At 71.3% G+C, this 21,218-nt stretch carries 11 protein-coding genes; 8 read left to right on the top strand and 3 right to left on the bottom strand.

Annotated elements, in window-relative coordinates:
- Positions 1-30: 30 nt before the first annotated feature.
- The 6 genes from ACFVXH_RS15535 (at position 31) to ACFVXH_RS15510 (ending at position 16,153) form a co-directional block, all read left to right on the top strand.
- The gene (locus tag ACFVXH_RS15535) at positions 31-1,812 is read left to right on the top strand and encodes a beta-ketoacyl synthase N-terminal-like domain-containing protein (RefSeq protein ID WP_387823725.1); all 1,782 of its coding nucleotides are present in this window, start codon (positions 31-33) and stop codon (positions 1,810-1,812) included.
- A gap of 2 nt (positions 1,813-1,814) precedes the next feature.
- Entirely contained in the window at positions 1,815-3,047 is a 1,233-nt protein-coding gene (locus ACFVXH_RS15530; RefSeq protein ID WP_387823722.1) for a cytochrome P450, read from the top strand.
- Positions 3,044-3,736, top strand: coding sequence for a formyltransferase family protein (locus tag ACFVXH_RS15525; RefSeq protein ID WP_375873538.1), 693 nt, complete (start codon positions 3,044-3,046; stop codon positions 3,734-3,736). The genes ACFVXH_RS15530 and ACFVXH_RS15525 overlap by 4 nt, the downstream gene beginning before the upstream one ends.
- 644 nt (positions 3,737-4,380) lie before the next feature.
- Positions 4,381-8,760 carry a LamG-like jellyroll fold domain-containing protein gene (locus ACFVXH_RS15520; RefSeq protein WP_387823719.1) on the top strand — a complete coding sequence of 1,460 codons (4,380 nt, stop codon included), beginning with the start codon at positions 4,381-4,383 and terminating at the stop codon, positions 8,758-8,760.
- A gap of 88 nt (positions 8,761-8,848) precedes the next feature.
- A complete protein-coding gene (locus ACFVXH_RS15515) occupies positions 8,849-15,376 on the top strand; it encodes an RHS repeat domain-containing protein (RefSeq protein WP_387823716.1) in 6,528 nt (2,175 codons plus the stop codon).
- A 3-nt stretch (positions 15,377-15,379) separates the two neighbouring features.
- Entirely contained in the window at positions 15,380-16,153 is a 774-nt protein-coding gene (locus ACFVXH_RS15510; protein WP_387823713.1) for a hypothetical protein, read from the top strand.
- Between the two features lie 85 nt (positions 16,154-16,238).
- Here the strand turns inward: ACFVXH_RS15510 and ACFVXH_RS15505 are convergent, their stop codons facing one another.
- Positions 16,239-16,601: a transcriptional regulator gene (locus tag ACFVXH_RS15505; protein WP_074006046.1), complete on the bottom strand. Its 363-nt coding sequence runs from the start codon at positions 16,599-16,601 to the stop codon at positions 16,239-16,241.
- Positions 16,598-17,233 carry a hypothetical protein gene (locus ACFVXH_RS15500; protein WP_387823710.1) on the bottom strand — a complete coding sequence of 212 codons (636 nt, stop codon included), beginning with the start codon at positions 17,231-17,233 and terminating at the stop codon, positions 16,598-16,600. The genes ACFVXH_RS15505 and ACFVXH_RS15500 overlap by 4 nt, the downstream gene beginning before the upstream one ends.
- A 210-nt stretch (positions 17,234-17,443) precedes the next feature.
- Between ACFVXH_RS15500 and ACFVXH_RS15495 the strand changes: the two genes are divergently transcribed.
- Complete coding sequence (locus ACFVXH_RS15495; protein WP_387823707.1) at positions 17,444-18,037, top strand: DUF4291 domain-containing protein; 594 nt, start codon at positions 17,444-17,446, stop codon at positions 18,035-18,037.
- 52 nt (positions 18,038-18,089) lie between these two features.
- On the opposite strand, the gene ACFVXH_RS15490 is transcribed toward ACFVXH_RS15495, so the two are convergent.
- On the bottom strand, positions 18,090-18,605 hold the full coding sequence (locus ACFVXH_RS15490) for a DinB family protein (RefSeq protein WP_074006049.1): 516 nt from the start codon (positions 18,603-18,605) through the stop codon (positions 18,090-18,092).
- Between the two features lie 337 nt (positions 18,606-18,942).
- Between ACFVXH_RS15490 and ACFVXH_RS15485 the strand changes: the two genes are divergently transcribed.
- Positions 18,943-21,150: a M4 family metallopeptidase gene (locus tag ACFVXH_RS15485; RefSeq protein ID WP_387824250.1), complete on the top strand. Its 2,208-nt coding sequence runs from the start codon at positions 18,943-18,945 to the stop codon at positions 21,148-21,150.
- Positions 21,151-21,218: the final 68 nt, after the last annotated feature.

Here is a 21,218-nt window from a genome sequence, read left to right as displayed (position 1 = left end):
GACACGAAGCACACGAAGCAGGAGCCTTCCATGACCGACAGCCCCGAGCAGGAGTACGACCCGGGTGACGTGGCCGTCATCGGCATGTCCCTGCGGGCGCCCGGCGCCCGCACCAAGGAGCAGTTCTGGGACGTCCTCGTCCACGGCCGGGAGACCGTGTCGTTCCTGGCCAAGGAGGACATCCACGTCGACGAGACCCTGATCCACAACCCGTCCTACGTCCGGGCCTGCGGCGTCCTCGACACGTACGACAGGTTCGACCCGTCGGTGTTCGGCATCAGCGACCGGATGGCCGCCGCGATGACCCCGGAGAACCGGCTCTACCTGGAGAGCGCCTGGGAGTCCCTGGAGGACGGCGGCTACGACCCGGACCGGCTCACCGCCGAGATCGGCATGTACGGCGCCAACAACCCGCAGACCGCCGCGCTCTACAGCTCCCCGCCGGACCGGGCGTCGGTCGGCCCCGAGGCGATCGAGGCCAGCCTGGCGTGGTCGCCGGACAGCATGACCTCCAACGCCCTGTACTACATGGGGCTCACCGGCGAGGCCGTCACGGTCGCCGCCGTCTGCGCGGGCTTCCACTACGCGGTGCACCTGGCCTGCCAGTCGCTGCTGCTCGGCCAGAGCGACATGGCGATCGCCGGCGGCGCGATGGTCCGCCTGCCGCACCCGCGCGGGCACCTGTGGGAGGAGAACCGCATCCTGTCGAAGGACGGCCACTGCCGTCCGTTCGACGCCAACGGCACCGGCAGCGCGCTGTCCAGCGGTGTCGTCACCCTGCTGCTGAAGCCGCTCGGCCGGGCCGTCGCCGACCGCGACCACGTCTACGCCGTCGTCCGGGGCTCGGCCGTCAACAACAACGGCGTCAGCGCGATGGCGTACGGCCTGGCCCAGCCCGAGCGGCTGAGCGCGTGCATCGCCGCCGCCATGGAGGTGGGCGGCGTCAGCCCGGACACCGTGTCCATGTACGAGGCCAACGGCCTCGGCCTGCCGGTGACCGACGAGCTCGAAGTGCACGCGGCGACCATGGCGTTCGGGAAGCGGACCGCGACCGCCTCGATCGGCGGGGTCAAGGGCAACGTCGGCCACGGCGGCGTGGTGTCCGGCGGCTTCGGCACGGTCAAGGCCGCGCTGGCGCTGTACCACCGGACGCTCCCGGCCACCATCAACCTGACCGAGGTCAACCAGGACCTCGACTTCCCCAACACCCCCTTCGTGCCGCAGATCGAGGGCGCGGCCTGGGAGCCGGAGGCCGGCATCCGCCGCGCGGGCATCACCTCCCTCGGCGGCGGCGGCTACAACGCCCACCTGGTGCTGGAGGAGCCGCCGGCACCGGCCGGACGCGCCCCCGAGGAGGCGGGCCGCCCGCGGCTGGCCACCCTGTCCGCGATGGACGACGACGCGCTGGCCCGTCAGCGCACCCGGCTCCGGGAGTGGCTGGAGGCCCGCCCGGAACTGCGCCTGGACGACGTCTGCTTCACCCTCAACCTCGGCCGCAAGGTGATGGGCCGCCGCTGGGCGGCCGTGGTCCGCAGCCGCGAGGAGCTGATCGCGGCGCTGTCCGACGACGCCCGTGGCCCGGTCGCCTCGACCGCGGCCGCCCCGCGCACGGACCCGGGCTCCTTCTCCCGCACCGACGACGGGATCGTGCCGTCCGGCCAGGACGCGCCGGCCCTGACCGACCTGGCCGCCGCCTGGGTGACCGGCCTGCAGGTGGACTTCGACGCCCTGCACCGGGACGGGGCCGGCCGCCGCGTGCCGCTGCCCGCCTACCCCTTCCAGCCCCGCCGGTTCTGGCGGACGGACTGGTAGGCATGAGCACACCGGCACTGGACACCGTGGACCTGGGCGACCCGGCCACCTTCGCCGACCACGACCTCGACGGGTTCTGGCGCACCCTGCGGGACACCGCGCCGATGCACTGGAACCCGCCGGTCGACGGCCGCCGGGGGTTCTGGGTGCTCTCCCGCTACGAGGACATCATGGCCACCTACCGGGACAACGTGAACTTCACGTCCCAGCGCGGCAACGTGCTCGTCACCCTCCTGGAGGGCGGCGACGCCGGGGCCGGCCGGATGCTGGCCGTCACCGACGGGCCCCGGCACCTGGAGCTGCGCAAGATCCTCCAGCGCGTGCTCTCGCCGCGGGTGCTCGACGAGGTCGCGCGGACCGTCCGGGTCAACACCCGGCAGTGGATCCGCGAGGCCGTCGGCTCCGGCGGCTGCGACTTCGCGGAGCGGATCGCCTCGCGGATCCCGATGACCACCATCTCCAACCTGCTCGGCGTCCCCGAGCGGGACCGGGACTACCTGCTCAGCCTCACCAAGACCGCGCTGTCCGCGGACGACGAGGACGTCGACGAGGTCGACTCCGAGATGGCCCGCAACGAGATCCTGATGTACTTCATGGACATCGTCGAGGAGCGGCGCGAGGCACCCGGCGACGACGTGATCAGCATGCTGATCGGCAGCGCCGTCGACGGTGTGCCGCTGTCCGACGAGGACGTCGTGCTCAACTGCTACAGCCTGATCATCGGGGGCGACGAGACCAGCCGGCTGACGATGATCGACTGCGTCCGCACCCTCGCGGCCCACCCCGAGCAGTGGCGCCGGCTCAAGCGGGGCGAGGTCGCGATCGAGACGGCCGTGGACGAGGTGCTGCGCTGGGCGTCGCCCACCATGCACTTCGGGCGCAGCGTCGAGCGGGAGACCGAACTGCACGGCGTACGGCTGCGGCCGGGCGACATCGTCACGCTCTGGCACGCCTCCGGCAACCGGGACGAAAGGGTCTTCGCCCGGCCCGGGGAGTTCGACCTCGGCCGCACCCCCAACAAGCACCTGGCCTTCGGCTACGGCCCGCACTTCTGCGTCGGCTCGTACCTGGCCAAGGTGGAGATCGCCGAACTGCTCAAGGCCCTGCGGGACTTCACCCTCGGGTTCGAGCAGACCGAGGAGGCGCTGCCGATCCGGTCCAACTTCCTGACCGGGTTCTCCACCATGCCGGTGCGCTTCACGCCCGACCACTCCGGACTGAGAGAGTGCGGATGAACATCTACATGTCAGGACAGGGGGCGTTCGCGGTCCAGGTCGCGGAAGCCCTCCTGGACAAGGGGCACAAGATCGTCGGCGCGGCCGCGCCCCGGCTGCGCAAGGGGAAGTCCGACGAGAGCGACGCGATGTCCTGGGACCGCCTGCGCGCCTGGGCGTTCCCCCGGGACATCCCCTGGACGGACTCGCTCGAACTGCGGGCGATGCACATCCCGGACGGGGTGGACGTCATCCTCGCCGCGCACTCGCACGCCTTCCTCGGCCGGCGGACGCGCGCCCGGGCCGGCCTCGCCACCATCGGGTACCACCCCAGCCTGCTGCCGCTGCACCGCGGCCGGGACGCGATCCGGTGGACCATCCGCGACGGCGACAAGGTGACGGGCGGGAGCGTCTACCACCTCACCGAGCGCACCGACGGCGGCCCGCTCGCCGCCCAGGAGCACCTGCTCGTGCCCCCGGGCTCGACCGCGCAGAGCCTGTGGCGCGACCACCTGGCGCCGCTCGGCGTGCGACTGCTGCTGAAGGTGGTCGACGACCTCGCCGCCGACCGGCGGATCGAGGTGCCCCAGGACGAGAAGCTGGCGACCTGGGAGCCCGCGATGGACACCCAGCCGCTGTTCAAGCCCGAGCTCATCGCCCTGCCGGGCAGCGTCCGGGTCGACGGCAGCGCGCGGGCGCTGCACGAGTGAGAGCCGTGTAGCGCCGCGACGGCCGAATTGCCGCGATCAACTCCTCAGGTGCCCCCGGGTGTTCGAGACTCCGGGGGCACCTCTGCGCTTTCGGAAAGCCGGAGTTGGCAATTCTTCTGCCCATTTCTCCGACAACTCGACTGCGGTGAAGCCTGGTTATCCGACCTGACGGCCAGCCAGCAGGAATCGGATTTCCCGCGCCGAACCTCGCAAGAACGACCTTTCGGATCCCGGGAACCGTACGGCCCCGCCGAGCGTCCCGCCTCGCGCCCGCCGCCCGGATCCTGCCGCGATACCCGTGGTGACCAGCGGAGATTGCCCGGCGGAGCGTCGTCGATCCGGCGGCCGGAGCGGCGCCCCGGTGCCGTGCGTCACCGTTCGCGACCGCCGGACGTGCCTCGGAGGCAGGCTGGCGACCGCCCTTCGGGGCGTGATTTACCTCACACCCTAGTGGTCGGTTCATCCGTTTTCACCCGAGCTGCCCCCCGTCTGACAGGGCAGCAGCAAGGGCTCTTTTCTCATGCATTTCTGATGAAGCGTTGACAGCTCTTTTAGGTGTCCATAAAGATCCGCTCAAACTTCGCCCACATTCCGGAAGTCGGAGCTTACGCACAGTGAGAACAGCAGCAAGACGGTCGGGCAGCATGCTCGCCGCGGCACTCGCCGCGGTCGCGCTCGCCGCGACCGCGGTGGTGCCCGCCGCCGCCGCCGGAGGGACACCTCCCCCCGGCGTGACGGAGCCCCAGGACACCGCCGAGACCCTGGCCGTCCAGGAGGCCGCCCGCACCGGCAAGCCGGTCGAGGTGCTCGCCAAGCGCGGGGAGACCAGCGACACCGTCGCCCAGCCCGACGGCAAGCTGAAGACCACCACCTACGTCCAGCCCAAGCGGGTGCGCAAGAACGGCGCCTGGGTCGACCTCGACCCCACCCTCCGGACGCTGCCCGGCGGCGCGATCGCCCCCAAGGGCTCCACCGCCGACCTGACGTTCTCCGGCGGCGGCACCGCACCGCTGGTCACCATGGCCCGGGCCGGCAAGGAGCTGAAGCTCAGCTGGCCCAAGCCGCTGCCCAAGCCGACCGTCAACGGCGCCACCGCCGAGTACGCGTCGATCCTGCCGGACGTCGACCTGAGGCTGTCCGCCACCAAGACCGGGTTCACCCAGGTCATCGTGGTGCACACCGCCGAGGCCGCCAAGAACCCCGAACTGGACCAGCTCCGGCTCGGCCTCCAGGGCAACGGCCTGACGGTCGGCCAGGAGGCGGACGGCACCCTCAAGGCCAAGGACCCCTCCGGCGGCGGCACCGTCTTCGAGGCGCCCGTCCCGGTGATGTGGGACTCCTCCAAGCCGGCCGGCGCCGCGCCCGCTCCGAGCGCCCCGGCCGCCGCGCCTGCCGCGCCCGCCGCACCCGCCGCGCCGAAGGCGTTCAAGGCCGCCCCGCAGGCGGCACCGCAAGCCGAGGCCGCGGCTCCCGCCGCTCCCGCTGCCCCCGCGCCGACCGACCCGGCCGTCGCCGGCTACGGCGACCTGCCCGGCGAGGGCGCCAAGATGACCCGCCTCAAGGTCGAGCTGCCCAAGGACGCCCTGCTGCTCTCGCCCGACCAGGCGATGCTGGACGCGCCGGACACGGTCTACCCGGTGATGATCGACCCGGCGTGGAACACCCCGCACGCCGGCGACTGGGCGGGCGTCTCGCGCACCTACCCGAACCAGGCGTACTGGCACTTCACGTACAACAGCAGCTACGTCCACGACTGGGGCGTCGGCTACTGCGGCGACACCTCCCGCTGCGCGCCGACCGACGTGAAGCGCGCCTTCTTCCAGGTGTCCAACCCGTTCGTCGGCAAGCAGATCCTCGGCGCCACCTTCGGCACCTACGAGAGCTGGTCGTACTCCTGCGACGCCCGGCCCGTCGAGCTGTGGAGCACCGGCTACATCTCCCCCGGCCTGAACTGGAACGCCCAGAACGCCTCCGGGTTCTGGAGCCGCTACCTGCAGACCATCAACACCGCCAAGGGCTGGAGCGGCAACTGCCCCGGCGGCTGGCTGGAGTACGGCGAGACCGGCGCGGTGAAGAACCTCGTCCAGGACGCCGCCAACTGGGGCTGGCCGACCATCACCTTCGGCCTGAAGGCCCAGAACGAGGGCGACACCCTCGCCTGGAAGCGCTTCACCGACGACGCCTACCTGCAGGTGTACTACAACCTGCGGCCGAACCAGATCCCGATGTCCGACATGACGATGTCGCCGGGCTCGGTCTGCCAGTACCCGGGCATCAAGATCAACAAGATGCCGCAGGTCACCACCCGGGCCACCGACCCGGACGGCGAGGCCATCGGCGTGCAGTTCGCGGTCGGCTGGGACGACGGCACCGGCCTGCGCCGGCGCTGGTGGTCCACCGGCTCCGAGGACGCCGCGCCGGGGGGCAACACCTTCAAGGCCTCCGGCTCGATCTTCTCCTGGCCGCTGCCGACCGACCTGCCGAAGAACCTCCAGCTCGACTGGGAGGCCCGCGCCTGGGACGGCGCGCAGTGGGGGCCGTGGTCCTCCGACGGTGACCCGACCGGCTGCTACTTCATCGTCGACACCTCCGCACCGGACGGCCCGGCGATCACCTCGGACGCCTACCCCGGCTCCAAGGACGCCACCGCGGCGCTCCCGTGGACCGACGGCGTCGGCAAGAGCGGCCAGTTCACCCTGAAGTCCGCCGCCACCGACGTGGTCAAGTACCAGTGGGGCCTGGACACCTCGCCGTCCGCGGCGAACGAGGTCGCCACCAGCGGCGGCGCCGGCCAGACCGTCCGCATCCAGCCGCAGACCGCCGGCGTCCACTTCATCTCCGCCCGGGCCGTCGACGGCGCGGGCAACGCCTCCCAGCCCGAGACGTACTACTTCAACGTGCTCACCGGGCAGGCCCAGCGCACCGGCTGGTCGATGGACGACCCGAGCGGCACCAGCGTCACCGGCACCGGCGGCGGCTTCGAGGCGACCCTCGGCTCCGGCGCCACCGCGGGGGCCCCCGGCCACCTCGCCGAGGGCCTCGCCCTCGACGGCACCGCCAACGGCTACGCCGAGACCCAGGGCAACGTGCTGGACACCACCCGCGGCTTCGCCGTCTCCGCCTGGGTCAACCTCACCGGCGACACCAGCCGCAACCGGGTCGCGGTCAGTGAGAACGGCAACTGGGCCGCCCGCTTCGCCCTCGGGCTGATGAACGGCAAGTGGACGATGTGGACCTCCACCCAGGACACCAACGCCGTCTACACCCTGGAGCCCGCGAGCTCGGACACCCCGGTCGTGCTCGGCCAATGGACCCACCTGGTCGGCGTCTACGACCCGACCGCCAGGACCAGCACCCTGTACGTCAACGGCGTGCCCGGCACCCCGGTGGCCGTCACCGCCGCCTGGGACGCGCGCGGCCCGCTGGAGTTCGGCCGCTCCAAGTGGCACGGCAACTGGACCGACCCGTGGACGGGCTCGGTCGACGAGGTCCGGCTCTGGGACCGCTCCCTGAGCAAGGCCGAGGCCGCCGACGTGGCCGCCGACAAGCAGCTCGCCACCGGCCGCCCCGCGAAGGCGGTCTGGCACCTGGACGGCAGCTCCGCCAAGCCCGTCGGCACCACCGAGACCGACAACCTGACCGCCTACAACGGCGTCGCGCTCGGCCGCCCCGGCATCGCCGACAAGGCGATCCACCTGGACGGCGCGGACGACTACCTGCGCGGCACCCGCCCGCAGGTCGACGGCAGCCGGGACTTCTCGGTCTCCGCGTGGGTGAAGCTGCCCGCGCCGACGCCGGGCGACACCACCCCGAAGATGGCGGTCACCCAGATCGGCCAGCACAACAACGAGTTCTCGCTGTACTACTCGCCCTACTGGGGCCGCTGGATCTTCGGGCGCTACAAGGAGGACAGCTCCGCCGACACCCTGGTGCGCACCTGGCAGGACGCCTGCACCGCGGGCAGCCAGATCAACGGCGTGCCGTGCTTCACCGGCACCACCGGTGAGTGGACCCACCTGCTGGGCGTCTCCGACACCGCCGCGAAGAAGCTGCGCTTCTACATCAACGGCTTCCTCGTCGGCCAGTCCGACTACACCCAGAACGCGCCGTGGGCCAACCCCGGCCCGATCCAGATCGGCGCCGTCAACCGCGAGGGCGTCAACGGCGAGTTCTTCGGCGGCGAGATCGACGACGTGCGGATCTACGACCGCGTCGTCACCGGCCCCGAGGCCGGCGCCATGGTCCAGCAGCGCCCGCAGCTGGCCGGCCGCTGGAAGCTCAACACCGCCACCAGCACCCCGGCCGATGCCCCGGCCGTCACCCCCGACGAGGGCCCGGCCAAGGCCGGCGCCCAGCTCGGCGGCGGCGCCTCGATCAAGGCCGACGGCGGCCTGTTCCAGACCCCCGGCACCCTGCTGCTGAACGGCTCCACCGGCTACGCGGCCACCGGCTCCGTCCCGCTGCACACCGGCCAGAGCTTCACCCTGGCCGGCTGGGCGAACACGGCGGGCGTCCCGACCCGGGACATGACGGTGCTGTCCGTGGCCGGCGCCAACAACAGCGCGGTCACCCTGCGCTGGCACCCCCTGGGCAACGACGCCAACGGCCAGCCGACCGGTCAGTGGCAGGCCGAGGTCCGCGACTCCGACGCCAACGGCGCGGCGCGCACCCTGACGACCCACACTCCGGCCACCTCCGTCATGGAGAACTGGACGCACCTGGCGGTCAGCTACGACGCCTTCGCGGACCGGCTCGCCCTGTACGTCAACGGCCAGGTCGAGAACCAGGGCTGCGCGGACGGTGACAGGACCTGCACCCCGCACATCTCCTGGACGGGCGCTCCGCAGCCCTACGAGGCGGGCGGCGGCGTGCAGTTCGGCCGTACCAGGGCGTCCGGCGCCTGGGGCGAGTACTTCTCCGGTGAGCTGGACGACGTCTGGCTGTACCAGGGCGTGCTGAGCCCCGCGCAGATCGCCAAGCTGGCCGACTACAACGTCGAGCTGGGCACCTCCACCGGCGTCTGATTCCCCAACCTTCCGTGGGCCGGGCGGCTTCCTGCCGCCCGGCCCACGGTCCGTCACACCCGTTTTCCCCTGAGGAGTTGTTCCCCACATGAGCAGGAAGAGGTCGGTGCCGAGGCCGACCCGCACCAGAGTGTCCGCGATCATCGCGGGCACGCTGGTCGGGTCGCTGCTGCCGGCACTGCCGCTGGCCGCCGTCGCGGCGGCCGCGGAACCGTACACCAAGCCCTCGGCGGTCTCGCCCGAGAAGCCCGTCAAGGGCTCGGACGCGAAGACCAAGGGCCGCAAGGCCGACACCACCGTCAGCACGGTCGACGGCAAGCACGGCGCCCTGCCCGGCGCGGGCAGCGCCACCGTCGACGTCCCCGGCGAGAAGGGCAAGGCCGTCAAGGCCGACAAACTGCCCGTCGCCCTCTCCTCCGCCGGCGCGGCGGGCAAGGCGAAGGTCGAGCTGCTCGGCCAGGACGCCGCCGCCAAGGCCGGGATCAACGGCCTGCTGCTGACCGTCTCCGGCGCCGACGAGAACAGCGGCCTGGCCGTCGACTACTCGTCCTTCGCCCAGGCCGCCGGCTCCGGCTTCGGCTCCCGCCTCAAGCTGGTCCGCCTTCCCGAGTGCGCGCTGACCACGCCCGACCTGCCCGATTGCCGGGTGCAGACCCCGCTGCCGGGCGGCAACGACGTGGCGAAGCAGACCGTCGCCGCGGACGCCCTGACCACGGCCCCGGCCGGGTCGATGCGGCTGGCGTCCGCGCCGGGCGCGATGGTGCTGGCCGCCACGGCCGGCAGCGCCGGTCCGAGCGGCGACTACAAGGCCACGCCGCTGACCCCGGCGTCCTCCTGGTCGACCTCGCTGAACAGCGGGTCGTTCAGCTGGTCGTACGACATGCCGCTGACCACGATGCCCGGCGGGCTGACCCCGAAGATCGGCCTGTCCTACAACTCCGGCGCGATCGACGGCCGGACGGCCAACAGCAACAACCAGGCCTCCTGGGCCGGTGACGGCTTCGAGCTCTCCCCCGGCTTCGTCGAGCGCAGCTACAAGGCCTGCGCGGACGACGGCGCGCCCAAGACCGGCACCAACAGCCCGGGCGACCTGTGCTGGGGCACCGACAACGGCACCATCAGCTTCGGCGGCCACTCCGGCGAGCTGATCCCGGTCTCCGGCGACGAGTGGCGGATCAAGGGCGACGACAACACCAAGGTCACCCGCCTGCGCGACACCGGCCGGGGCAACGGCGACAACGACGGCGAGTACTTCCGCGCCACCACCGCCGACGGCACGAACTACTACTTCGGCTACAACCGCCTGCCGAACTGGTCGGCGGGCAAGCCGGAGACCAAGTCCGTCTACACCGTGCCGGTGTACGGCAACAACGCGGGCGAGCCGTGCAACGGCGCCGACTTCGCGTCCTCCTGGTGCCAGCAGGGCTGGCGGTGGAACCTGGACCTGGTGGTCGACGCCCACGGCAACGACATCACCTACTGGTACACCCCCGAGACCAACAACTACGGCCGCAACCTGAAGGCCTCCGACCGCACGCCGTACATCCGGGGCGGCCGTCTGGACCACATCGAGTACGGCCAGCAGCAGCAGGACATCCACTCGGCCACCGTCAAGCCGATGGGCCGGGTCGACTTCGGCACCGCCGAACGCTGCCTGGAGACCAACGCCGCGCTCTGCGACCCGGCGAAGATCGACGCCAACCGGCAGTACTGGTACGACACCCCGTGGGACCAGAACTGCAAGGACGGCACCGACTGCACCGGCCAGTCCTCGCCGACCTACTTCACCCGGACCCGGCTGACCTCCGTCACCGCCAGGACGCTCCAGGCCGACGGGAACTACGCCGCGGTCGACACGTGGACCCTGAACCACAAGTGGGGCACCGCCGACTTCGACTACCAGCTGCTGCTGGACTCCATCCAGCACACCGGGTCGTCCGCCACCCCGGCGCTCACCCTGCCGAAGACCGGCTTCGCCTACAAGCAGCTGGCGAACCGGCTCGACAGGGTCGGTGACGGCCGCATGCCGTTCATCAAGCAGCGCCTGGGCACCATCACCGACGAGCAGGGCGGCCAGCTCGACGTCAACTACTCCGCCGCGGCCTGCGACTGGAACGCCCTGCCCACGCCGCAGTCCAACACCACCCGCTGCTTCCCGCAGATGTACCAGCCGTCCAACGACGTGCCGGTGACCACGGAGTGGTTCAACAAGTACGTCGTCGAAGCGGTCATCGCCACCGACCGCACCGGCGGCGCGCCCGACATGGTCACCCACTACAGCTACCTCGGCGACGCCGCCTGGCACTTCGACGACGAGGACGGCCTGACCCCGGCCAAGCTCAAGACCTGGTCCCAGTGGCGCGGCTACGCCCACGCCCGGGTCGAGACCGGCGGCGTCACCGGCATGACCACCCAGGCCGACCACTACTTCCTGCGCGGCATGGACCAGGACCGCGACAACCCCGGTGACAAGAACAGCAAGCGCGGCGTCACCGTGGACGACGGCCAGGGCACCGTCCTGACCGACGACCAGGCCTGGGCCGGCTACGAGTACCGCAGCGAGCAGTACGACAAGCCCGGCGGCGTGATCCTCTCCAAGTCCGTCAGCACCCCGTGGAAGAAGGAGACCGCCAAGCGCTCCAACGACTGGGGTACCACCACCGCCAACCTCACCGGCACCCAGGCGACCCGGTCCTTCACCTCGCTCGACAAGGGCGCCGGAGCCTCCTGGCGCGAGACCCGCACCGCGACCTCGTTCGACGGCTACGGCCGTACGACGCAGACCGAGGACCTGGGCGACGTCGCGGTCGGCACCGACGACACCTGCACCCGCACGACGTACGCGGACAACACCGCGGCCTGGATCCTCACCGGCAGCATCCAGATCGAGATGGTCGCCGCCAACTGCTCGGCGGCCGTGAACCGCGACACCCAGGCGGACGGCACCTCCGCGGTGCTGTCGGACATCCGCACCCGCTACGACGGCCAGGCCTACGGCGCGGCTCCCGTCAAGGGCGACGCCACCACCGTGCACACCCTGAAGTCCCGCTCCGGCAACCGCGCCACCTACCTGGACGGGACGACCCACTACGACGCCTACGGCCGTGCCGACAGCACCACCAAGCTGGCGTCCACCACGGTGTTCGACACCACGGGCGCCACGGGACCGGTGACCACCGCCAGCCCGCTGGCGCAGACCACCACCACCGGCTTCGCCCCGGCGAACGGCCGGCCGACCAAGGTCACCACGACCGGGCCTCCGGTGGTCGCGGGCAACCCCGCCACCGCCATGGTCTCCGTCACCGACCTCGACCTGCTGCGCGGCCAGGCCGTCGACACCGTCGACGCCAACAACCGCCGCACCGACAGCCTGTACGACGCGCTCGGCCGCACCCTCAAGGTCTGGCTGCCGAACCGCTCCAAGTCGACCGGCCAGACCCCGAACCACGAGTTCGGCTACACCGACAACGACGGCCAGATCCGCGTCGTCTCCACCAAGGCTCTCAACGCCGACGGCTCCCAGGCCACCGCGTACACCCTGTACGACGGTCTCGGCCGGGCCCGTCAGACCCAGTCCCCCGGGGACAACGGCGGCCGGGTCCTGACCGACACCTTCTACGACGAGCAGGGGCAGGCCGCGCTCGCCTACGCCGGCTACTACGCGACCGGCGCGGCCTCCGGCACCCTGTTCAAGGTCGAGGACGCCACCGGCGTCGAGACCCAGACCGCCGTCGCCTTCGACGGCCTCGGCCGCGTCGTCAAGTCCACCACCCTGGCGGGCAACGGCGTCGGCACCCCGATCGCCACCACGCTCACCGAGTACGGCGGCGACCGGGTCACCGTCACCCCGCCCACCGGCGGCACGCCGGCGACGACCGTCACCGACGCCCGCGGCCGGACCAGCGAGATCCGCCAGTACCGCGGGGGCTCCCCCAGCGGCGCCTACGACACCATCCGGTACGGCTACGACCCGGCCGGACACACCACCCAGCTGACGGACCAGTACGGGACGCAGTGGAACTGGACGTACGACCAGCAGGGCCGTCAGGTCAAGACCGTTGACCCCGACTCCGGCACCTCGGTCAAGACCTACGACGACCGCGGCCGGCTGGCCACCAGCCGGGACGGCAACAACCAGACCCTGGCGTACGCCTACGACAACCTCGACCGGCAGACCGAGCTGCACTCCGGCTCCGTGTCGGGTCCGCTGCTCACCTCGCAGACCTGGGACCCATCCGGCAACAAGGGCCTGATCTCCTCGGCGACCCGGTACTCCACCGTCGGCGGCACCACCTACCCGTACACGACCACCTGGTCGCTGTACGACGCGCTGGGCCGCCCGACCCGGACCACGCTCAGCGTTCCGTCCGTCCCCGGCCAGGAGGCCCTCGCCGGGAGCTACGTCAGCGGCACGATCTACCGGCTCGACGGCAAGCAGCAGAGCGTCAGCTACCCGGCGGCCGGCAACCTCGCCGCCGAGTCGGTGGCCTACGGCTACGACGCCCTCACCCGGATGACCACGGCCCAGGGTCTGAGCAGCTACCTCACCGGCCAGACCTACAGCCTGACCAGCAAGCCGCTGCAGAGCACGCTGTCCGACGGGACGGCGAACAAGCAGCTCTACCTCACCAACGCCTACGAGTGGGGCACCCAGCGGCTGGCGTCCAGCCGCACCGACCAGTACGGCGTGGCGAGCCCGCTGCGCGCTGCCGCCTACACCTACGACCAGGTCGGCAACGTCACGTCGATCAGCGACACCTCGCGCGCCGGCACCGACCGGCAGTGCTTCCAGTACGACTACCTGGCCCGGCTCACCGAGGCGTTCACCCCGAGCGGCACCGGCTGCCCGGCCACGCCCGACGCCAAGGCGCTCGGCGGCCCGGCCCCGTACTGGACCAGCTGGCAGTTCAACCCCGACAGCACCCGGGACACCCAGACCCGGCACGACACCACCGGAGACCCCGCCAAGGACGTCACCACCAAGTACAACTACCCCGGCGCGACGGCCGCCCAGCCGCACACCCTGAAGGGCACCAGCGGCGCCGGCGTCCTCGCCGAGACCGCCGGCTACGACCCGGCGGGCAACACCATCGCCCGCCACCGGGACCTCGCCGCCGGAGCCACCAGCGACCAGGCGCTGACCTGGGACGCGGAGGGCAAGCTCGGCAAGGTCGTCGACACCGTCAAGAACGGGCCCGTCACCAGCACGAGGACGACGGAGTACCTCTACGACCCCAGCGGCAGCCGGCTGACCTCGCACGTCCTGGACAGCGCCAACCCGGGCGCCGAGAACTGGACGCTCTACCTCGGCACCACCGAGCTGACCCTGACCAAGGGCGCGGCCAAGCCCGTCGCCACCAGGTACTACTCGCTGGGGCAGGCCTCGGCCGTCCGGACCGACGACAACAAGGTCGCCTTCCAGGTCGCCGACCACCACTCCACCGCCGAGCTGAACGTCGACGCGTCGACCGGCGCGGTCGCCCAGAAGCGGACCACGCCGTACGGCGAGCAGCGCGGCGCGGCACCGGCCACCTGGTCGGGCAGCCACGGCTTCCTGGGCGGTGTCACCGAGCCCACCGGGCTGGTCCACCTCGGAGCGCGTGACTACGACCCGTCCCTGGGCCGGTTCCTCAGCATCGACCCGGTGTTCGACCCGGCCAGCCCCAAGGAGCTGAACGGGTACGCCTACTCGGGCGGCAACCCGACCAGCACCAGCGACCCCGACGGCCGCAAGATGTGCGCCGACGACTGCTCCGGCAACGACATGGCGCTGCACGGCTGGGTCGGCATGAACGGCACGTTCCACGAGCCGACCATGGGCGACCAGTGCGTCACCAACTGCACCGACGGCGGTGACGACGACGAGGCCCCCAGTACCCGTGGCGGCGGTGGCGGCGGTGGCGGCGGCGGCGGATCGACGTCCCCGAGCAAGACCACTTCGGGCAGCCCGGAGAACCGCAAGAAGTGGCACGAGGCCCGGGTGGCCTGGCTGATGCAGCCGGACAACCCGATCATCGGCGAGTACCTGGAGAAGATCCGGGAGATCAACAAGAAGTACTGCCACCGCTCGGCCCGGGACGGCTGCCAGTGGGCCAACCTGGCCCAGGACATCGTCGACAAGAACTACGTCGAGGACATCGCCGGCCGGATCGACGAGTCCGAAACCCCCTTCGACGAGCAGCGGTTCAAGACGCTGACCAAGAAGGGGAGCAACCTCACCACCTGGTCGCTCAGCAACAGCGAGTACGCGATAGCCTTCGAACTGGCCCGAGGCGGCTCCCATGTCAAGGCGACGCTGGACGACGGCGGAAAGTCCGGCAAGGGCTTCGACGCCTGGGTCGACGGGGTGCCGTCCGAGTTCAAGGAGACCAAGCCCGGACCAACCGCGGTCCACGACAACATGAGGAAGTCCAACGGGAAGGGCGCCGTACGCACCTACATCAAGATGCCGGACGACTACTCCGCCAAGACGGCCATGGCAAGCCTGGACGACTACCTGCGGAGACGGAGTTCGGACTTCCAGGAGTACCACATCTGGGCGGCCGGAGACCCGGGGGGCTGGCACATCGACGGCAGGATCGGCGGCGACTACAAGTGCAAGGGCCACGGGTGCTGAGCCGTGTCGACTGATGCCGCCATCCTGGTGAGACGACCGTCCGGTCCCGCTCTCACCGCCCAGGAGATCGCCGACGTCCTGGTGCCGGTCAGCGACCCGCTCACGGCACCGTGGCACCACCGCGTGGGCACGGACGGATCGAAGTTCCGGATCCGGCTGAGCGCCGATCCCGGTGACCTCGCCGGGCCCGCCGTCGCCGGGCCTCCCGGCGACGGGCAGCGTGACTACGACTGCTTCATCCACGTCTCCATCTACTGGACGACCGAGGACACCGACGACAGCCTCGGTTCCCTGCGGGCGTTCTGCCGGTCCCTCGTCGCCGAACTGCACGGCGCGTGGCCGGAGGCGGAATCGGCGTTCGAGGTCGATGACGCCTACAGCTACCGGATCCTCCCGGAGCTGTCGGAAGGTGTCGTCGACCTGCGGCTCGGGAGCGAGGCTCCACTGACCGCACCGGGCTTCTCCCTGGTCGAGGCGGCCAACCGGGCCGCCTCGGGCACCGGGCTGGTCTTCACCGAGGACGAGCCCGGCCGGCACCTCGCCCCGTCGGAGGACGCGGGTGACTCGGTGACCTACACCGTGTCGTCCCGTGCGGAGGGACTCCCCTTCGCCGCCGGGGCCCGCTCCGGCGCCGCCGCGGTCGACGCCCGGCAGCTGGACGGGTTCACCGAGCGCCTGCTCGCCGAACTCGCCCGGCACACCGCCGGCGCCGACCTGGCGTGCTGGGTGAACGACCGGCTCTACCGCTACGAGGTGGAGCTGACCCCGCTCGGCTGACCGGACGGGAACACACAGGGCGGCAGCACCGGTTCGGCCGGTGCTGCCGCCCTGTGGCATGTCCGGGGGTCCTCCCGGGGTGATCTCAGTGGGGCGCCGGGGCGGCCACGGGGCCGGAGGCGGCTCCCCCGTCGGGTTCCTCGGCTCCTTCGAGGCGGTGGATCAGGCTCCGGAGTGCCGCGATCTCGTCGTGCAGGGCCTTCTTCCCGGCCTTGGTGAGCTGGATCCAGGTGCGGGCGCGTTTGCCCTCGTAGCCCTTGTCGATCGTGACCAGGCCGGCCTTCTCCAGAACGCCGAGGTGCTGGGAGAGGTTGCCGGCGGTGAGGCCGAGGGTGGTGCGCAGGAAGGTGAACTCCACCCGCCGGGCCTCCTTGGCGACCGCGAGGATGCCCAGGCGGACGCGCTGGTGGACGACGTCGTCGAGGCCGCTGGTGGGGTGCTCGGTCATGCGGCCGACCGTCCCTGGGCCCGGTGGTGCAGCAGGGCGAGGGCGATCCCGCCGAGCAGCAGCACGCCGCCTTCCAGCAGCACGCCGGGGAGGAAGGACCACGGGGACAAGCTGGGAAGGTCGTCGGAGGAGAGCATGGCGATCAGGTATCCGCAGGTCACGGCGAGGAGCGGCCAGCTGCGCTCGATCCAGGCGAGCAGCAGCAGCGCCAGACCGATCGTGCCGGCCGGGCTCATCAGCGTGTCGGCGACCGCGGAGAGCGGTCCCGGCTGCCCGTACAGGTCGGCGAGGAAGCCCGGGTGGGACACCGTCCACACCTGGTCGGCGGTCATGAGCAGGGCGAGGACGACGCCCAGCACGAGGTACGGCCGGATCCGGGTGCCCAGGCCGAGCCGGGCGGAGCGGCGGAGGTAGAACCAGCTGATCGCGGCGTAGGAGAGCAGCAGCGCCACCGGCCAGTACCACATGGCAGGGGGAAGGGAGTTGACGCAGACTCCGCCCAGGCCGTAGCGGGGCGCGTCGCAGGGGCCCTGACCGTACCGCACGACCGGTATCGCGCCGAACCTCACGGCGGCGAAGGCCAGGAGCGGGAACCACGCGCCGCGTTGCTCGCGGCGGACGCGCTGGATCACGGCCCCGGTCGCTGCCAGGAGGTGCCGGGGGTCGCTTGAGGGCTGAACGGGTTGAGTCGCCATGAGGACCAGGTTTGCATGACAAACCGATTGCGTCTAGAGATCAGTTTGCGAACTGGCCGTACGCGGCGGGCGGTTGACGGGCACACACCCCCGCCGAGCTGGGAAAATCGCTGGCGCGAGGTGCGTTGAAGGCCGACCCTGGTCACCGTGTCAGAACCGAAGCACCGGATCCGTGCCCTCCACACCGACTCGACGGTGACCGTCTACCAGGCGTACGCGCCGGAGATCGGGCTGCCCGCCGCTCGGGACGGCCACTTCCCCGCGGCGTGGAAGCGGGACCGGATGACGTGGATCAAGCCGTCGTTCCTCTGGATGATGTACCGCTGCGGGTGGGCGAGGAAGGAGGGCCAGGAGACCGTCCTGGCGGTCGAGATCACCCGCGAGGGCTTCGAATGGGCGCTGCGGAACAGCTGCCTGTCCCACTACGAGCGCGGGCTGCACCCCGACCGGGCCTCCTGGCAGCGCCGGTTGAAGAGGTCCCCGGCGCGGGTGCAGTGGGATCCGGAGCGCGATCTGCACCTTCGGCCGCTGCCCCACCGGTCGCTCCAGCTCGGCCTGACCGGGGAGGCGGCGGAGCGGTACGCGGAGGAGTGGATCGTCGCGGTCGAGGACGTCACCGCGCTCGCGCACGCGGTCCACGACCAGGTGCGAGACGGGGAGTTGGAGGCCGCCCGGCAGCTCCTCCCCGCCGAACGCCCCTACCCGGCGGGCGACGCGCTGCTCGCCCACCTGGCCGGCTGAGCCGGCGGGCGCACCCCGCCCGCCGGCTGCGACTGTCAGCCGGTGGCGGGCGTCAGCCGGTGGCCCCGTCGGTGAGCTCGCGGACGATGTCCAGGTGCCCCGCGTGGCGGGCGTACTCCTGGAGGACGTGGAACAGGATCCAGCCCAGGGTGGGCCGCGGGGTGCCGTCGTCGGGGAAGCGGCCGCCGGGTGCGGCGACGGTGGACAGGGGCGTGCCCGACACGACGGCCCGGGTGTGCTCGCCGCCCGCGTGCAGCGCGGCGAGGAGTTCGGCGGCCGTTTCCTCCGGTCCGACGTACCAGCGGTCCTCCGGGCCCCGGTCGCCCCAGGGCGCCGGGACCTGCTCGGCGCGGAAGCCCCAGCGCAGCCAGCGCTGCTCCATGTGGACGAGGTGCTTCAGCAGTTCGAGCATGGTCCATCCGGAGGGGAGCCGGCTGGCGCGCAGCTCCGCGTCGGACATCCCCTCGGTCTTGGCGCCGATCACGGAGCGGTAGTAGTCGAGGTAGTCGAGCAACAGCTCGCTGGGGTCGGAGAGTTGCTGGTCGGGCTCGGGCAGGGAGATCGTCATGGGCCGAGTCTGCCACGGCGTCGCGCCGGTACCCACGACAGCGCGGTGCACCGGTTTTCCCCCCGCATTGCTCGCCTTCTGGCGAAGAATTACCTCCCCATTACGTCATTGGCGAAGGTATTCGGCCAACTTGTTGCACAAAGGGTGACGCGTTCAGACCAAAAATGACACTGTTCCTTCCCATCTCATTCGAACCACCAGCTCTACCGGGCGGCGTCACCCCAGGCCGCCCGGCTGACTCCGGCCCCCCGTACCCGGGCCGTCGCAGAAGGAGTTCCGTGTGACTCGATCCCCCCGAAAGTCCACCGCCGCGGGCGCGTTGCTAGTCGGCGCCGCGATGGTCGTGGCCGCTCTGACGCCCGGCGTCGCCGCCGCCGACACTCCTGCCGGGACTCCCGCCGAGGCCCCCGCCGGGGTCCAAGCCTTCGCCGGCGCGATGCCGGTGCAGCTGTCGCCCGAGCAGCGCGGCGAGCTGCTGGCCTCCGCGGACGCGTCCCTGGCGAAGACCGCGAGGTCGCTGAACCTGGACGCGAAGGAGGCGCTGGTCGTCAAGGGCGTCACCAAGGACGCGGACGGCAGCCTGCACACCCGCTACGAGCGGACCTTCGACGGACTCCCGGTGCTCGGCGGCGACCTGGTCGTCCACACCGCCCCCGACGGCACCACCAGGGGCGTCACCAAGGCCACCGAGGCGGACATCGCCGTCGACACCACTCCCAAGGAGAGCGCCGACGCGGCGAAGGGCCTCGCGCTCGACAGCGCCGGGAGCGCGAAGGTCACGGAGGCGGCGGCCGACGACGCCCGCAAGGTGGTCTGGGCCGCGTCCGGCACCCCGCGGCTCGCCTGGGAGACGGTGGTCACCGGCACGCAGGAGGACGGCACGCCGTCCGAACTGCACGTCATCACCGACGCCGACACGGGCAAGAAGATCTTCGAGTACCAGGGCATCGAGACCGGCGTCGGCACCAGCAAGTACTCGGGCCAGGTCACCATCGGCACCTCGGCGGTCGCCGGCGGCTTCGCGATGACCGACAACACCCGCGGCGGCCACAGCACCTACGACCTGAACGGCACCAGCGGCACCAGGACGCTGTTCACCAACCCGACCGACACCTGGGGCGACGGCACCGTCGCCAACCGGCAGACCGCGGCCGTCGACGCCGCCTACGGCGCCCAACTCACCTGGGACTACTACAAGAACGTCCACGGCCGCAACGGCATCAAGGACGACGGCGTAGGCGCCTACACCCGGGTCCACTACGGCAAGAACTACGTCAACGCGTTCTGGTCCGACGCCTGCTTCTGCATGACCTACGGCGACGGCGCGGGCAACGTCAAGCCGCTGACCTCGATCGACGTCGGCGCCCACGAGATGACCCACGGCGTCACCTCCGCCACCGCGAAGCTGGTCTACAGCGGCGAGTCCGGCGGCCTGAACGAGGCCACCTCCGACATCATGGCCGCCGCGATCGAGTTCTGGGCCGACAACCCCGAGGACAAGGGCGACTACCTGGTCGGCGAGAAGATCGACATCCGGGGCGACGGCAGCCCGCTGCGCTACATGGACAAGCCCTCCAAGGACGGCCGCTCCAGGGACTACTGGTCGGCCGACGTCGGCTCCGTCGACGTCCACTACTCCTCCGGCCCGGCCAACCACTGGTTCTACCTGGCCTCCGAGGGCAGCGGCGCCAAGACCGTCAACGGCGTGGCCTACGACTCCCCGACCTCCGACGGCCTGCCGGTGACCGGCATCGGCCGGGACGCGGCGGCCAAGATCTGGTACCGGGCGCTCACCACCTACATGACCTCGTCGACCAACTACGCGGCCGCCCGCACCGCCACCCTCCAGGCCGCCGCCGACCTGTACGGGAAGAACACCACGACGTACCAGAACACCGCCAACGCCTGGGCGGCCATCAACGTCGGCCCGCGCGTCGTCGACGGCCTCCTGCTGGAACCCGTCACCAACCAGATCACCGCGATCGGCACCTCCGCCGACCTCGGGATCGAGGCCTCGAACCTCAACCCCGGCATCGTCACCTACCACGCGACCGGCCTCCCCCTGGGCCTGACGCTCCACCCGGTCACCGGCCGCGTCACCGGCGTCCCGGCCCTCCCGGGCACCTACACGGTCACCGTGACCGCCCAGAGCTCCCACCGCGGCAGGACGTCGACGACGTTCACCTGGCGGGTCTCCCCGGGCATCTTCGCGAACAGCACCTCCCTGCCGATCCCGGACGGCGGCCCGGCGGTCTTCTCCGACATCGTCGTCGACCGGCTCCAGGGCCAGGCGCCGAGCGACCTCAAGGTGAGCGTGGACATCAAGCACACCTGGCGCGGCGACCTGGTCATCGACCTGGTCGGCCCGGACGGCACGGTGTACTCGCTGAAGAAGGGCAGCTTCAGCGACTCGGGCGAGAACGTCATCGAGACGTACACGGTGGACGCCTCCGCCCAGCCCGCCAAGGGCACCTGGCGCCTCCGGATGCAGGACACGTACCGCGGCGACTCCGGCCACCTCGACGGCTGGAAGCTCATCTTCTGACCGCCCCCGCACTGAGCACGGCCCCCTGAGCACGGACCACTGAAGCGATCCGGTCGGCGACGGCATCC

Origin of the sequence: Kitasatospora sp. NPDC058184 (assembly GCF_042883725.1) — a bacterium.
In the GTDB taxonomy this organism is placed as follows: domain Bacteria; phylum Actinomycetota; class Actinomycetes; order Streptomycetales; family Streptomycetaceae; genus Kitasatospora.
The sequence above is the reverse complement of the archived record's forward strand: the minus strand, read 5'-3'. Positions and strand labels throughout refer to the sequence as shown.